This window comes from Thermobacillus sp., assembly GCF_003390775.1.
Classification (GTDB): domain Bacteria; phylum Bacillota; class Bacilli; order Paenibacillales; family Paenibacillaceae; genus Thermobacillus; species Thermobacillus xylanilyticus.
The window spans coordinates 54,785-69,708 of sequence record NZ_QEWA01000024.1 but is presented as its reverse complement, the minus strand read 5'-3'; the positions used below and the strand labels follow the sequence as shown (position 1 = coordinate 69,708).

The 14,924-nt window shown below is 56.1% G+C and carries 17 protein-coding genes and 1 other annotated feature; of the genes, 13 read left to right on the top strand and 4 right to left on the bottom strand.

Annotated features, from left to right (window positions below; genetic code table 11):
- Both C6W55_RS02770 and C6W55_RS02765 read right to left on the bottom strand, forming a co-directional pair.
- A partial coding sequence (locus tag C6W55_RS02770; protein WP_286891349.1) for an IS3 family transposase occupies positions 1–427 on the bottom strand: 427 nt, incomplete at its 3' end.
- 153 nt (positions 428–580) lie between these two features.
- Positions 581–868: a transposase gene (locus tag C6W55_RS02765; RefSeq protein WP_286891348.1), complete on the bottom strand. Its 288-nt coding sequence runs from the start codon at positions 866–868 to the stop codon at positions 581–583.
- A 695-nt stretch (positions 869–1,563) separates the two neighbouring features.
- Here C6W55_RS02765 and C6W55_RS02760 point away from each other — a divergent pair.
- The 5 genes from C6W55_RS02760 to C6W55_RS02740 all read left to right on the top strand — a co-directional run bounded on the left by C6W55_RS02760 (position 1,564) and on the right by C6W55_RS02740 (position 4,887).
- A complete protein-coding gene (locus C6W55_RS02760) occupies positions 1,564–2,952 on the top strand; it encodes a sedoheptulokinase (protein ID WP_286891347.1) in 1,389 nt (462 codons plus the stop codon).
- A 77-nt stretch (positions 2,953–3,029) separates the two neighbouring features.
- Entirely contained in the window at positions 3,030–3,449 is a 420-nt protein-coding gene (locus C6W55_RS02755; protein ID WP_286891346.1) for a helix-turn-helix transcriptional regulator, read from the top strand.
- A 6-nt stretch (positions 3,450–3,455) separates the two neighbouring features.
- Positions 3,456–3,926 (top strand): AraC family transcriptional regulator, encoded by a 471-nt coding sequence (locus C6W55_RS02750; RefSeq protein WP_286891345.1) that lies wholly within the window; start codon positions 3,456–3,458, stop codon positions 3,924–3,926.
- 27 nt (positions 3,927–3,953) lie between these two features.
- Positions 3,954–4,436, top strand: coding sequence for a peptide deformylase (gene def / locus C6W55_RS02745; protein WP_286891352.1), 483 nt, complete (start codon positions 3,954–3,956; stop codon positions 4,434–4,436).
- Positions 4,437–4,635: 199 nt separating this feature from the next.
- The gene (locus C6W55_RS02740) at positions 4,636–4,887 is read left to right on the top strand and encodes a hypothetical protein (RefSeq protein ID WP_286891344.1); all 252 of its coding nucleotides are present in this window, start codon (positions 4,636–4,638) and stop codon (positions 4,885–4,887) included.
- A gap of 41 nt (positions 4,888–4,928) precedes the next feature.
- On the opposite strand, the gene asd is transcribed toward C6W55_RS02740, so the two are convergent.
- Together asd and C6W55_RS02730 are read right to left on the bottom strand one after the other, a co-directional pair.
- Positions 4,929–6,014 carry an aspartate-semialdehyde dehydrogenase gene (asd, locus tag C6W55_RS02735; protein WP_286891343.1) on the bottom strand — a complete coding sequence of 362 codons (1,086 nt, stop codon included), beginning with the start codon at positions 6,012–6,014 and terminating at the stop codon, positions 4,929–4,931.
- A gap of 94 nt (positions 6,015–6,108) precedes the next feature.
- Positions 6,109–6,376, bottom strand: a binding site (T-box leader).
- Positions 6,364–7,011 (bottom strand): DUF2332 domain-containing protein, encoded by a 648-nt coding sequence (locus C6W55_RS02730; RefSeq protein ID WP_483316344.1) that lies wholly within the window; start codon positions 7,009–7,011, stop codon positions 6,364–6,366. (Overlaps the previous feature by 13 nt.)
- A 172-nt stretch (positions 7,012–7,183) precedes the next feature.
- Here C6W55_RS02730 and C6W55_RS02725 point away from each other — a divergent pair, with 172 nt between their 5' ends.
- The 8 genes from C6W55_RS02725 to C6W55_RS02690 all read left to right on the top strand — a co-directional run bounded on the left by C6W55_RS02725 (position 7,184) and on the right by C6W55_RS02690 (position 14,803).
- Positions 7,184–7,429, top strand: coding sequence for a DUF1572 family protein (locus C6W55_RS02725; RefSeq protein ID WP_286891342.1), 246 nt, complete (start codon positions 7,184–7,186; stop codon positions 7,427–7,429).
- Complete coding sequence (locus C6W55_RS02720; RefSeq protein ID WP_286891341.1) at positions 7,426–7,797, top strand: VOC family protein; 372 nt, start codon at positions 7,426–7,428, stop codon at positions 7,795–7,797. Before C6W55_RS02725 ends, C6W55_RS02720 begins: the two co-directional genes overlap by 4 nt.
- 260 nt (positions 7,798–8,057) lie before the next feature.
- Entirely contained in the window at positions 8,058–9,206 is a 1,149-nt protein-coding gene (locus tag C6W55_RS02715; RefSeq protein WP_286891339.1) for a GntR family transcriptional regulator, read from the top strand.
- A gap of 25 nt (positions 9,207–9,231) precedes the next feature.
- The gene (locus C6W55_RS02710) at positions 9,232–10,365 is read left to right on the top strand and encodes an extracellular solute-binding protein (RefSeq protein WP_286891338.1); all 1,134 of its coding nucleotides are present in this window, start codon (positions 9,232–9,234) and stop codon (positions 10,363–10,365) included.
- An 83-nt stretch (positions 10,366–10,448) separates the two neighbouring features.
- Positions 10,449–11,477, top strand: a complete 1,029-nt coding sequence (locus C6W55_RS02705) for an ABC transporter ATP-binding protein (protein ID WP_286891337.1) — start codon at positions 10,449–10,451, stop codon at positions 11,475–11,477.
- Positions 11,474–13,189: an ABC transporter permease gene (locus C6W55_RS02700; RefSeq protein WP_286891336.1), complete on the top strand. Its 1,716-nt coding sequence runs from the start codon at positions 11,474–11,476 to the stop codon at positions 13,187–13,189. Before C6W55_RS02705 ends, C6W55_RS02700 begins: the two co-directional genes overlap by 4 nt.
- 59 nt (positions 13,190–13,248) lie before the next feature.
- Complete coding sequence (locus C6W55_RS02695) at positions 13,249–14,025, top strand: endonuclease/exonuclease/phosphatase family protein (protein ID WP_286891335.1); 777 nt, start codon at positions 13,249–13,251, stop codon at positions 14,023–14,025.
- Between the two features lie 31 nt (positions 14,026–14,056).
- A complete protein-coding gene (locus C6W55_RS02690) occupies positions 14,057–14,803 on the top strand; it encodes an MgtC/SapB family protein (RefSeq protein ID WP_286891334.1) in 747 nt (248 codons plus the stop codon).
- The last annotated feature ends 121 nt before the right edge of the window (positions 14,804–14,924 follow it).

Genomic DNA, 14,924 nt, shown 5'->3' with positions numbered 1-14,924 from the left:
ATTGGCTGCCGCGATCGGAATGATGCAGGACTTCGCCTTTCGGCCGTTGACGGTTGTAAGCCTGATCCAGAGCTTGCAGGACCAATTCCTTGGTCATTCGCTCGCCGGCGTGCCAGCCTACGATTTTGCGCGTGTACAAGTCCATCACGCTCGCGACATAAAGCCATCCCTCGTCTGTCGGAACGTACGTGATGTCTGCCATCCAGACTTGATTGGGAGCTTGTGCCGTGAACTGCTGGTTCAGCACATTGTCATGCACCGGCAGATGGTGGTTCGAGCTCGTCGTCGCCTTGTATTTCTTGACGGTGCGCGACTTGAGCCCCAATTCCTTCATGATGCGGGCGACCGTTTTCTCGGATACCCGAACGCCTTGCTGGCGCAGGACCTGAGTGATTTTCGGGCTGCCGTACAGGCGACGCGAGTCCACAACTAATCTGTTGTTCCAGTTCTCGGCGACGTTTCTTTCGCTCGCTTTCCTGACGTCTGGTCCATTGATAGCAACCGCTCCGGGATACGTTCAAAACCTTGCACATCTCCGACACCGGATACTTGGAGCGGTGTTTGTGGATAAACGCAAAGATCAGTTCCGGTCTTTTGCGAGGAGGTGCATCGCCTTTTTTAAAATCTCGTTCTCCATCTCGAGTCGGCGGATTCGTTTCTGCATTTCGAGAAGGGTTTTTTCTTCGATTTTCAAGTTGCCGCTGCCGCGAAACGCATTGACCGGATCCTGTTTGAATTCGTTGATCCAGCGGTACAGGGTATTGTCGGATACGCCCAATTCCCGAGCAGCCTGCGCCACCGGCTTCCCCTGTTCTTGAATCATTTTCACGGTTTGGATTTTAAACTCTTTGTCGTATTTCTGACTCACCTTCGGACACCTCGTTTTTGCTAGGTTTATTGTCGCATTCTCGATTCTCGGTGTCCACTATTTAGTCTAGCACCAGAGTTATTTAATCGCGAAGTGCGGTTATGACCACACCGAAGGGATCGTGCGCATGTCGTGGAATCCCCCTTTTGACTTCGCGTTTTCAACATTATGGACAAGACGGACCGCAAAACATTTCGGCGGGCAGCAACGGGGCGACTGCATCGGTTGGCTCGTTGCATTTTATCCCAATCTGAAAGAGTCGGTAACTCGATGCTGGAATTTCTCTTATTGACCATGTCGATTACGGGAGGGCTGTTATATGCAAATCTTGTACGCTTGATGAAAGCGGCTTTGCACCTTGACCGGAACCGCCGCGGATAATCTTTTCACCATAGGCATTCAGAACTCCCCATAATACGTATCATCGCCGTTGTCTACGCGGAAGGTCGCATTTGGATCGTCGATGTAGGCGTAATCCGTGATCTTGGGCCATACTTCACCGAAGTATGGTACGTCAGTTGATCGAACGGCACTTCCTTCTCCCGCGTACTGGAACGACGATGTATTCACCTTCCTGAAAATTCAATTACGTCGAGTCCTCAACGGATTTGCGGGTCCAATGCGGCGTGCCCCTCGCTCTATGAGGCGGATTGCTCGCACCTGCACGGCGCGGTTACACTGGAAATTGTACGGTCATGAAAGGCGGGATCGGCGTGATCGTCATCGGGCTGGACATCGGCACAACCTCGATCTGCGGCGCGGCGTTGGAGCTGCCGGGCGGCCGGCTGCTGCGGTCGGTCACCCGGCCCAACAACGCATGGCTGCAGGCCGACGGGGTGAGAGCGGAACAGGACCCTGATCAAATCTTGCTAACCGTTCGGGAAATGCTTCAAGAACTGACCGCGCAATATCCGGTTGCGGCCGGGATCGGCATCACCGGGCAGATGCACGGCATGTTGTACGTGGACCGGTCGGGCAGAGCCGTCAGTCCGCTGTATACCTGGCAGGATCGGCGCGGCCTCGAGCCGGCCGATGATCGCGGGACATATGTGGAATGGCTGGAACGCGAAACCGGCCACCCGATTGCGGCGGGATTCGGCCTGGTGACGCACGCGGTGCTCGCCCGGCAGGGGAACGTGCCGGATCAAGCGGCGGCCCTTTGCACGATTGCCGATTATGCGGCGATGCGGCTAGGGGGCGGACGCGTTCCGGTCATGGATCCTTCCATGGCGGCGAGCCTCGGTTTCTTCGATGTGGAACACGGGCGCTTCGATACGAAAGCGTTGAACGCCGTCGGGCTCGGCGAGCAGATGCTGCCGCAGGTGGCCGCGTCAGCGACGCGTGTGGGCGCAACCGAACAGGGCATTCCGGTCTTTCACGCGATCGGCGACAATCAGGCGAGTTTTCTCGGTTCCGTCCATGATCCGGAGCAATCCGTGCTGATCAACATCGGCACGGGCGGACAGATGACCGCGTACACCGGCCGGTATTGCGCGATTGAAGGGTTGGAGACCCGGCCTTATCCGGGCGGCGGATATTTGCTCGTCGGCGCCTCCCTCTCCGGCGGCAAATCGTATGCGATGCTGGAGACGTTTTTCCGAAGCGTGCTCGAATGGTTCGGGGACGGGAGGGACGTTCCGCCGCTGTACGGGAAAATGGAGGAACTGCTCGACCGCTTCCTTCCTTTGGCGCGTCCGCTGCAAGTCTCCACCCGGTTTTACGGCACCCGCACGGAACCTGAACAGACCGGTTCCATCGCGGGAATCGGGCCGGACAACTTCACCCCCGCGCATCTGGTGTCGGGATTCCTGGAAGGCATGGCGGAAGAGCTGTTCGACTTCTACAAGCGACTTCCCGAAGCGATGCGCGGCCGGATGCGGCAACTTGTCGGTTCGGGCAACGCGATCCGGCACAACCGGCATTTGCGGCGCATCTGCGAAGAGCGGTTCGGCATGCCGCTTTCCATTCCGCGCGTAGCGGAAGAAGCGTCGGTCGGGGCTGCCCTGCATGCGGCGGTCGGGCTGGGCGTCTTGAAGGACCACCGGTCCGCGGGTCAATGCTTGACATACGGCTATGGCGAATGATGCATGACTTTGCAACTCGAATCAAACAGGCGATAACCGCCGGTGATACGATCAAGGTGAAAGGAGGGAAGGCTTCCATGTGGAACGAGATGGTGCAGCGGATGGTGGATTGGCTGGAGGAGCATTTGACGGAAAACCCGGTCCTGCTCAAGATGTCGGAGCAGCTCGGGTACTCGCCCTACTATTGCTCCAGGCAGTTCAATCAGTACACCGGAATGACCCTGCGCGACTACGTCTGGACCCGCCGGATCAGCCGTGCCGCCCTGGAGCTCCGCGACACGGACCAGCGGGTGCTGGACATCGCCGTCAAGTATGGGTTCTCGTCGCAGGAGGCGTTCACGAGGGCTTTTCACAAGGCTTTCGGGATGACGCCCGCGGCTTACCGGAAATCGCCCCGCCCCATCCCGCTCTCGATTCGTCAGGAGGTGTTCTCGCCTTATCACTATTGGATCAAGGAGCGGAAATTCCATGAGCGAAGTTCGGGTGAAGCCGGTTAGATCAAGGTGGAGTTCATTCCGGCGCACAAGTTCATCGGAATTTGGGATATCGGCGCCGCGGACTACATGAGCTTCTGGAACAACGGGCATTCGTGTGACGAAGTGTGCGGCACGCTGGAGAGCATGTCCAATCACGTCCTCCCCGGGCAATTGGCGCAGACGGCGGGATGGTTTTACCGGAACGGGAAGAAAGGATACCTGTACGGCATTCCCGTCCCGCTCGATTACGACGGCCCCGTCCCGGAAGGCATGGAATGCCGGGTCATCCCGGAATCGGAGTATCTAATCTTCCATCACCCGCCCTTCGACTACCTGAAAGACAACGGCGCGGTGATGAAGGCGGTCGAGGATACGGCGTGGAACTATGATCCCAAAGCGAAGGGTTATGCATGGGATGAGGAGACGAAGCAGGACTACCAGCGCCATTTCCCTGAAGGTTACGGGTATGCCGTCCTGCGGCCGGTGCGGAAGGTGTAATCGGGAGGAAGCCGCCCCGCTGATCCCCTGTTGAGAAAAAAGGCAAAGCCGGTTACGGACATGAACGAGAGAACCTTCAAGCTCTTGAACGATATGGCCGAAACCTTATATGCCGCGAAAGGTGCAGGTCTCGCGGCCCCGCAAGTCGGCGTGCTTCGAAGAATCGCAGTCATGGACTGCGGCGAAGGACTGATCGAGCTCATCAATCCGGAAATCATCGAAATGGAAGGCGAGCAGACAGGGCCCGAAGCGTGCTTGTCGTTCCCGGGATATTACGGGATTGTGAAGCGGGCGCAGCGCGTGAAGGTGAAGAGTCTGAATCGGAAGGGCGAGACCATCATCATGGAAGGGGAAGGCTATCTGGCGCGATGCATGCAGCACGAAATTGACCATTTGAACGGCGTGTTGGTTGTCGATCATGTTCGGGACAGATGGCTTTACCATGAAGAGACGAACCATAAGGCAGATCTGCTGGAAGTTGTCAAACTGACCAATCGCGAGCTTGTATAGGCGAAGCCGCCCTGTCGGGGGCGCGCTTCTTTTGTTTCCGTATAAGGCATTTCCACAGCCGGACGCGAGGGAAAGTACCGCTTTAAGCGAATGCAACCTGAGGTTGCGCGGCGGTGTAACCAACGCGTTCTTTTCATTTTCCTGGCGGCAACTCTAGAATGGACTTGCGAACGACGAATGATGGAGGAGTGGTGGGGAATTGACCCGGAAGGTGATCAAGGACGGCAAGCAGCTCGCATATCCGCGGTTGAAGTTCTTTTTTGACATCGTGTTCATGGCCGGGGTTGTGCTTCTTGTAATCAAACTCGGCGTCCTGCTGCTGAACAAAGCGGCGGGGCTGGATATTGCGCTCCCGGGCGGGACGTTCCTGTGGAATTTCAGTTCCCTCATTCTGATGGTTGCCGCAGGGATTGGTTCGGGCATCCTCAAGGACAAGTACAAGGAGGATTGAATAAGCAAAGGCCATTTCCCGGAGGAAACGGCCTTTGAACATTATTTGGGCTGGATATACCCTTCGGCTTTCAGCAGTTCGGCGATGAGGACGGCGCCCCCGGCCGCTCCGCGCAGCGTGTTGTGCGACAACCCGACGAACTTGTAGTCGAACAGGGTATCTTCGCGCAGCCGTCCGGCGGAAATGCCCATGCCGCCTTCAAGGTCGCGGTCGAGCTTCGTCTGCGGACGGTCGTTCTCTTCGAAGTACGTGATGAACTGCTTCGGCGCGCTCGGCAGGCCCAGTTCCTGCGGACGGCCCCGGTACGCGCGCCAGGCTTCCAGAATCTGCTCCTTGGACGGCTTGCGCTCGAACGAGACGAGGACGGTCGCGAGGTGGCCGTCCGTCACGGGAACGCGAATGCAATGCGCCGTGATGAGGGGCGAGTCCGCCTTGACGATTTCGCCGTTCTCCACGCGGCCCCAGATGCGCAGCGGCTCCTGCTCGCTCTTCTCTTCCTCGCCGCCGATGTACGGGATGACGTTGTCCACCATCTCCGGCCATTCGGCAAAGCTCTTGCCGGCCCCGGAGATCGCCTGATAGGTGGAGACGACGACCTTGGTCGGCTTGAACGCCTGAAGCGCGTGCAGCTGCGGCACGTAGCTCTGAATGGAACAGTTCGGTTTGGCAACGATAAAGCCGGTCGAGGTGCCGAGCCGCTTGCGCTGGGCCGCGATCACATCGAGATGGGAGTGGTTGATCTCGGGAATGATCATCGGCACGTCCGGCGTCCAGCGATGCGCCGAGTTGTTGGACACAACCGGCGTCCCCGTCTTCGCGTATGCTTCCTCCAGCGCTTTGATTTCTTCTTTCTTCATGTCCACGGCGCAGAAAATGAAATCGACGCCGGCAGCCACTTCTTCCACCTTCGACGCATCCTGCACCACGATGTTCTTCACTTGTTCCGGAATCGGGGTGGACATTTTCCAGCGATTGCGCACGGCTTCCTCGTACGTCTTGCCCGCCGAACTGCTGCTGGCCGCAATGGCCTTCACTTCAAACCAGGGGTGGTTGTCGAGCAGCTGCACGAACCGCTGACCGACCATCCCCGTACCTCCGACAATGCCCGCTTTGAGTTTGCTTGCCATCGATCCCTCAACTCCCTCTATAATTAATAATCATTGGATACCGCATTGTTCCTGGCGCCTTCGGGCAAACAAAAATCCCGCCCCAAGTCTTCGTCTCTGGGGCGAGATGTCGTTCCCGCGGTACCACCCGGATTCGCCGGTTTGTCGCCAAACCGGCCTCTTTGAGTACGCCGCTGCATCCAAAGCGCAAGCGGTTATACTCTAGCTCTGTAACAGGAGCACCTGGCACACCATCCTCCGGCATCGGATTCCGATGTGCTGCTCGGAGTCTTTCTTCAACAAAGACGCTTTGCTCCTTTCCAGCTGCCGGAGCTCTCTGGTAAAGCGCACCCTTTGTCTACTCGTCTCGTCATCGCATTTGAATATGAGCATTATTTTTGAATTTACCAAAAAACCTCGGGTGTTGGCAACAGGAAAATTTGCGGTCTGGATTTGAATGGCGAGTCTCCCGCGTTACTGCAGCCACTCGGTTCGTCTGCGACGGCATCTGATTTGCGACATGGGTATGAAAAATGCAAATCGCGGTGTCTTGCGGGATGCGTTCCGCGACAAGCGGCAGATGGGTCACACCGTCAGCCTCAACCAATTCTACGGGGTGGTTCTTGAAGCAGTCCGCGGCACGTTCGAACAGTTCCCGCCTGTCGTCATGCTCGGGCCAAATCAACGCTTTCAGCCACAGGCGGTCTTCCGGATCCCTCAGGTCGTTAAGGTGCAAATCGATGCCGATCCTTGATGCGACGGGAGGGATGACGCCAAGGAACGGCGGAGTTCTGTCGCCTCTGATTTCGGAAGCGATGCGCACAGGCGAGTCGACGTCGCCGTAGGTCTTGTCCGAGATGTTGTAGGAGTAAGCATACTTGTCCCACAGAAGCTGCAGGCCTGCGCTTGTGCCGATTTCAATCAGGGACAACGGTTTGCGCGCCTTCGCATAGACAAGGAAGAAACATGGATAGAGATAGCCGCAGCGTCTGACTTCATTTCTTCCAGTATAATACATTTTCGGCCGGCAAAGACACTCCCATTGATCCGAACATATGTTTGCGTTATTATAGAATATGGAAAAAGCGGCGTTGTCATGATGGTCGTCATTCCGTTGTTCTGAACGATCCGAGCAGCCCTGCGGACCATGCCGTGAAATCTTTTTCGACTTTTTCGCATGGGGTGGTCGAATGGACGTCGCCATGGAACTGATCGACAGCATGATGCCGAAGTTCAGATCCGAAATGCGGGGAATTCTGAAAGTCATCGAGCAGTTGGACGAAGAAGACATCCCCTGGGCGCCCAACATCGAGAGCAACAGCATCGCGAATCTGGTTGCGCATATCCGGGGCTGCGTCCACTCGCGGATCGAGCAGATTCTGCTGGGCATCCCCGACACGCGGGATCGGGACAAAGGGAGAATCGTATGGGATTGAAGCTGAAATCCGCATACCTGACCATCCCGGTCAGCGATTATCAGCGGGCCGTCGCGTGGTACGGGGAGCATTTCGGATTCAGGGTCGTCCTGGAAGACCCGTATTATGTTGAAATGCAGAACGAGTCCGGCATCCGCATTCTGCTCCATCGCAACGAGCACCAGCTGCATTCGCATTTCGTCTATCCGGATGGCGCGCCCCAGTCCTCTTACGGCTTTATCGTGGAGGATGCGGAAGCGGCGTACCGATACTTGCAGGAACAGGGTGTCAAGGTCGGGGAGTTTTTCGACTATCAGGGCAAGTCTTTCTCGTTCTATGATCCGGACGGGAATTTCATTGAAGTATGGAGCCTGCCTGAACACGCGTGACGGCGGAGCAGCCAAAGACTCGGGCCATTCGAGGTCCGGGTCTTTCTTTGTTGGACGTTTGAAATGGGCCCGAAGGTGAACCCTCATAAGCCTCCCTTTTATCATGGCCTGCAGACAAGTTGTTAAAATAAACCAGTATAAACAAGACAATAAAATACCATTGAATATGTCAGTGACATAACTTAGTGTTTATATCAGCTTAAGCTAATGGTATACCATCAAACGGGCTTGGCCGGCCCAAACCAGAGGAATGTCCGGACATGAGTAATGGCAGCACTCCCAAGAAGCAGCTTTATTTGCAAATCGCCGACAAAGTTCTGGAGATCATTGAGAGCAGGGGGCTCAAAGCTCACGATCCGGTGCCATCCGAAGGCGAACTTGCGAAGTTGTTCGGCGTCAGCCGAATGACGAGCAAATTGGCGCTGGAACAGCTTGTCGAGCGAGGGATCGTTTATCGCTTGCCGCGCAGAGGGACATTTCTGTCCGGAACACGGCAGGAAGAAAGTGCACGGACGACAGAGATACCTGCACGACACCCCGCCGACAAGAAAGAGAACAAGATGATTGCGCTCATCGTTCCCCACATGACCGACTATACGTCAAGAATCATTTCGGCGGTCGAGCACGAGGTGCGCAAACACGGGTACGATCTGATTTTAAGAATCAGCAAGGACGAAGAGGATCAGGGGCGGTGTTTGCAAACGCTTGCCGAAATGGGGATCAGCGGCATCATCTTGTTCCCGCTGGGAAGCAAATCCTGCAGCAACCAGGTGTTCAAACTGAAAATGGAGAAAATTCCGAGCGTGATCATCGACCGGGTGTTCTACGAGATTCCGATCGATTGCGTCTATCACGACCATTTTCAGGGCTCTTATGATATGGCGAAGTATCTGATTTCCAAGGGACATCGGGAAATCGGATTCTCGTCCAACGTCATCGAGAACATCACCAGCCGCGGGGAACGGTACCAGGGGTACATTCAAGCTTTGCTGGATCACGGGATTCCGGTGAAAAGCGAGTACATCCACTTCCGGACGTCGAGCATCAAACCGGGCCACGTTCACCAGTATGACGCCGAGCAGGGAGAGTTCATCCGGAACAATCCCGACATGACGGCGGTCATGTGCGCGGATGACCAGGTCGCCATCGCCACCTTGTTTTCCGCGCTTCACATGAACATCTCTGTTCCGGAAACTTTGTCAATCGTCGGTTTCTCGGATACTTATCTGTCGGCGCTCACGCCCGTGCCGCTCACCACCGTCCGCCAGGACACGGACAAGCTTGCGGCGGCAGCCGTCGAGCTGCTGATGAAGCGTGTCCGTCAGTCGAAAGAGCAGCACATTACGGTAAAAATTCAGACCCAAATCATCGAGAGAAAATCGGTATTGGATCGAAGCGGTTCGCCATGACTACAAGAAGCGGGGTTGATCAGAAATGTCGAGAATGATGAAAACGTTGGTACTTCTGGTGCTGACTTGCCTGGTGATTACGGCCTGCGGAGGCGGCAACAACAACGGCAACAGCGGAAGCGGCAGCGAAACGAACAGCGGCAGCAACAGCGGAAACGAAAACACCGCGGGGTCGGGCAACGGCGACAGCGGCGAAGTCAAAAATGAAAAACTGATCGTCTACACGAACTCCAACTCCGACGGCCGCGGCGAATGGTGGATCGAACAGGCCAAGCAAGCCGGCTTCGATATCGAGATCGTCGGAGCGGGCGGCGCCGATCTGACCAACCGCCTGATTGCGGAGAAGAACAATCCGATCGCGGACGTCGTGTTCGGTCTGAACAACATTTTCTACGAAAATCTGAAAAAAGAAGGCGTCCTCACGAAATACGTGCCTTCGTGGGCGCCGGAAGTCTGGGAGAACCTGAACGATCCGGAAGGCTACTATCACGCTCTGGTCAAGCAGGCGATCATGATCGGCTACAACGAAGCCGAGTACACGCCGGAGACGGCGCCGAAATCGTGGCAGGATCTGTACACCAACGAAGCGTTCAAGGGCAAATATGAAGCGCCGACCAAGCTGGACAGAGCGACGATGCGGCTGGTCGTGGCGGGCATCCTGATGCCGTACATGGATGAAAACGGCGACCTCGGCATCTCCGAAGAAGGCTGGAACGAGCTGAAGAAGCTGTACGACAACGGCCTGCCGATGGTGGAAGGCGAAGACCTGTACGCCAACATGGCTGCCGGCAAAATCGGAATCGGCACCGTCGTCTCCGGCGAGAAATTCAAGCGGGAACAAGAATACGGCGTCAAAGTCGGCGTCGTCGCTCCGGAAGGCGGCGTGCCGATGGTCGTCGAGCATATCGCGATCGTGAACGGCACCAAGAAGCTGGATACGGCGCAACGTTTTGTCGAATGGTTCGGTTCCGCCGAAATGCAGGGCAAGTTCGCCGCGGAATTCAGCGCCATGCCGGTCATTCCGGAAGCGGCTGATCAAGCGCCGGACCACATCAAGCAGCTGTTCGGCAACCTGAAGGCGCAACCGCTCAACTGGTCGTTCATCGCCGAGCATCTCGATCTCTGGGCGGAAAAAATCGAACTGCAAATCATCAACTAAACAGCGGAAACCGGGAACTGCATGGCTCTCGTCCAGGCTATGCAGTTCTCTCTTACATCCCCGGCAAAAGAATGGTGAGAGTGTTGATCACATTTAAGGATATCCAGATTCATTTCGGATCGTTCCATGCCATCAAGAACTTCAATCTGGAAATCAAGGAAGGCGAGTTCTTCACGTTTCTGGGTCCGTCCGGCTGCGGGAAAACGACGATTCTCCGCACTTTGGCGGGGTTCATTTCCCCGTCGGGCGGGAGCATCTTCCTGAAGGACAAAGACATCACGCACGTCCCGATCGAGAAGCGCGGCATCGGCATGGTGTTCCAGAACTACGCGCTGTTCCCAACGATGACCGTGTACGAGAACATCGCCTTCGGCATGAAGGTCAAGAAGGCGGCCAAGTCGGCAATCGACGCGGATGTGCGCGATATTGCCCGCAAGGTCGACCTGAAGGAAGAGCAGCTGTTCAAGAAGGTGTCCGAACTGTCGGGCGGCCAGCAGCAGCGGGTGGCCATTGCCCGGGCGCTCGTCCTGAAACCGTCCATTCTGGCGCTGGATGAACCGCTTTCCAATCTGGATGCGAAATTGCGCGTGCAGCTCCGGAACGAACTGAAAGAGCTGCAGAAGCAGTTCGGCATCACCACCATCTATGTCACGCATGACCAGGAAGAAGCGCTGACGCTGTCCGACCGGATTGCGGTGTTCAACAGCGGCAATCTCGAGCAGGTCGGCACGCCTTACGAGATCTATAATCACTCCAGAACGGAGTTTGTATGCAATTTCATCGGCGACATCAACAAGATTGACCCGGAACTGATTGCAAACAGCCCGTTGAAAGCGCACGTGTCACCCGATAAAGTCGCCTACATCCGGAATGAGAAAGTGAATCTGACACCGATCCCGGGTGACGACGTCGTGCGCCTGAAGGCCAGAATCGTCGATCGCGAATATTACGGGTTGTACAGCAAGTATATATTGGAGATGGCCGGCGGCAGCCGTATGAAAACGATCGAGAAAGAAAACGGACAGGTCGGGTTCGAGGTCGGCACGGAAACCGATGTATATATCAGGCTCGCGGATATTATGCAATACGATCGGACGGAGCGAGGACATTGAATGTACAAACGTTGAAAAACAAGTTCGGGTCGGTAAATTACGGGCAGCTTCTGCTCTATGTGTTCATTGCCTGGTTCATCATCGCGTTTCTCATTTTTCCGAACCTGAATGTTTACCACGAGATCTTCTTCAAGAACGGAAGCTTCTCGCTGGATGCCGTAGAAAAGCTCTTGTCCTCCAAGCGAGCCATGAACAGCCTGACCAACAGCTTCATCCTGGCCGTGTCCCTGATGATCACGGTCAATGTGGTCGGCATCACGCTGGTTCTGCTGACCGAGTATTTCGATATCAAGGGCGCCAAAATCTTGAAGCTCGGCTTCTTCACGACCTTGCTGTATCACGGGGTCGTCGTGGCGTCGAGCTACAAGTTTGCTTACGGTGAGAATGGACTCGTCACCAACGTGCTGGCCAGCCTGTTCCCGTCCATGGACCGGGGATGGTTTCACGGTTACTGGGCCGTGCTGTTCGTCATGACGTTCGCCTGTACGTCGAACCATATCCTGTTCCTGGGCAATGCGATCCGCAAGATCGACTATCAGACCGTCGAGGCCGCCAGAGGAATGGGAGCGGGCGCTTTCTATATTTTGTGGCGCGTGGTGCTTCCCGTATTAAAGCCGACGATCTTCGCGCTGACGATTCTGACGTTCCTGACGGGACTCGGCGCCATGTCGGCTCCGCTCATTCTGGGCGGGCCGGAATTCCAGACGATCGCGCCCATGATCCTGACGTTCTCCAAGAGCCAGACGTCCAAGGATCTGGCGGCACTCCTCGCGCTCGTGCTGGGGCTCGCCACGATCATCCTGCTGACGATCATGATTCAGTTTGAGAAACGCGGCAACTACATGTCCGTTTCCAAAGTGAAATCCGCACTCGTCAAACAGAAGATCAACAACAAGTTCGCCAATGTCGTCGTGCATATCATCGGCTACGTGCTGTTCCTGATTTATATCACGCCGGTCGCGCTGATCTTGCTGTTCTCGTTCACCGATGCCAGGAGCATCTCGACGTCGACCATCACCTGGGACAGCTTCACGCTGGAAAATTACGCCCGGCTGTTCACCTCGATGAGCGCGCTGAAACCGTATCTGGTCAGCGTTCTGTATGCCGCGGCGGGATCAATCGGCGTCGTGGCCCTCGCGCTGTACGCGTCGAGAATTTTGCATAAGTACAAAAACAGCAAGCTGGCGCTGGCGCTGGAATATTCCTTGCTGATTCCGTGGATTCTGCCGAGCACGCTGATCGCGATCGGCCTCGTGATCGCCTTCAACATCCCCCGTCTCATCGTCGGGAACGCGGTGCTGACCGGGACGCACTGGATCGTCATTCTGGGCTATGTCATCATTCACATTCCGTTTACGATGCGCATGGTGAAGGCCTCATTCTTCAGTCTGGACAACAACCTGGAGGATGCCGCCCGGAACATGGGCGCGAGGCCGTTCTATACGTTCCGCAGAGTGCTGCTGCCCATCGTGCTGCCGTCCACACTGGCGGTCCTTGCGCTGAACTTCATCAAAATTTTGGACGATTACGATCTGACGGTCTTCCTGTATCACCCCGTTTATCAGACGCTGGGGGTTGTCATCAAGAACAGTACGGACGCGGAAGCGGGCATTATCGCCCGTGCCATGACGCTCGTCTACTCGGTCGTGCTGATGGTCATGTCCGGCATTACGATGTACTTCGTTTACGGCAGAGGCAGCAAAGAAAAGTAAACCGATCCGAAATCGGATCCGAACATCCGATACAGACAAACGCGGAGTGGAGGCACCTCATGCAATTGAAAATCATGTCGTTCAACCTGAGAGTCAACGTGGCATCCGACGGGGACAATGCATGGCCGAACCGTACGAAGGCGGTTGCCGAGACGATCAAGAAACATGATCCGGACATCATCGGCGTTCAGGAAGGGCTTCACGGCATGCTTGCGGACCTGGAGCCGCTGCTGCCGGAATACGCCTGGGTCGGCGAAGGGCGGAATGGCGGAACCGAAGGCGAATATACCGCGATTTTCTATAAGAAGAACAAGTGGGAAATGGTCCATTCGGGGAACTTCAGCTTGTCCGAGAAGCCGGAGCAGCTCGGGGCGATGAGTTGGAACACTTCCCACACGCGCATGTGCACCTGGGCGGCGTTCAAGTCGCGCACGGGCGACCAATTTGCCATGTTCAATACGCATCTGGATCATGTCAGCGAAGAAGCGCAGCGGAAGGGCATGGAGCTGATTCGGGAGCGGATGCGGAACCTGCGCGATCAGACCGGTCTTCCGATCGCCTTGACGGGCGATTTCAACGTTACGCCGGAACACGCCGCCGTAACGGGACTGGTGCAGGAAGGCTATCAAAGTGTTTATTCCGTTCTGCAAGCGGCAAACCGGGATGTCGGGGGAACGGTCCATCACTTCAAGGGCGGCGACACCGGTGAAACGATCGACTACATCTTTCTGACCCCGGATTGGCAGGTCCAATCGGTCGTGATCGATCGGGAGCTTTATGAAGGCCGGTATCCGTCCGATCATTATCCGGTCATTGCCGAGGTGTCGCTGAAGTAGACTCATTGGCTCGTGAGGAGGTGGCTCTGCCATGAAGGTGATTGAAACCGGGCTGTGGGATATTTCCTACGTGGACTCATCGCTGCGGATTTTGCTTTCGCTGGTGCTGGGCGGTCTGATTGGACTGGAACGCGAATGGCACAACCATGCAGCCGGTCTTCGCACGCACATTCTGGTATGTGTCGGAGCCACGATGATCATGCTGCTGTCCATTTACGGATTCGGCGACTTCGCGAGCGAATTCAATGTCCGCATGGACCCGGCGCGTCTGGCGGCACAAGTCGTGTCCGGCATCGGATTCCTTGGCGCAGGCGCCATCATCCGCAACGGTTTGAGCATCACGGGGCTTACGACCGCCGCTTCCATCTGGGTGGTGGCGGCGATCGGCCTGTGTGTGGGAGCGGGCTTTTTTTATGAAGCGGTGCTGGTTACGGTGCTGGTCATCCTCATCCTGCTGGTGCTGAACCGGCTTGAGAAAAGCCTCCACAGCAAGCGCAGCCGAAACGAAATCACGTTGCGGATCACCCGCGCGGAAGGGAGCGTCGCGCAAATCACGGATCTGATCGAGAAGGAAGGGCTTCTGATCGTGAGCATGTCGCTGGAAGCCCCCGGTGACGATCAGGATGAGGACGACATCCGGACGCTCCGGATCAAGCTGCACAAGCCGCGCACCCGCAATCTGCTTCATGTGTGCGACAAACTGCTGGCGCTCGATTTCGTGCAATCCTTCGAAACCGCCGGGGTGCTGAAATCGCAGCAGTCTCATGCCGGGATGTAAAGAATGGTTTTGCGTCTTGGCCTGTTATCCCGGATCTGCAAAGCATCCGGGATTTTTTGTGCCGGGGAAGAAGAAGAGGATATTCCAACCAAAGTGTCGTATAATAAGACAGGTCTTTGAA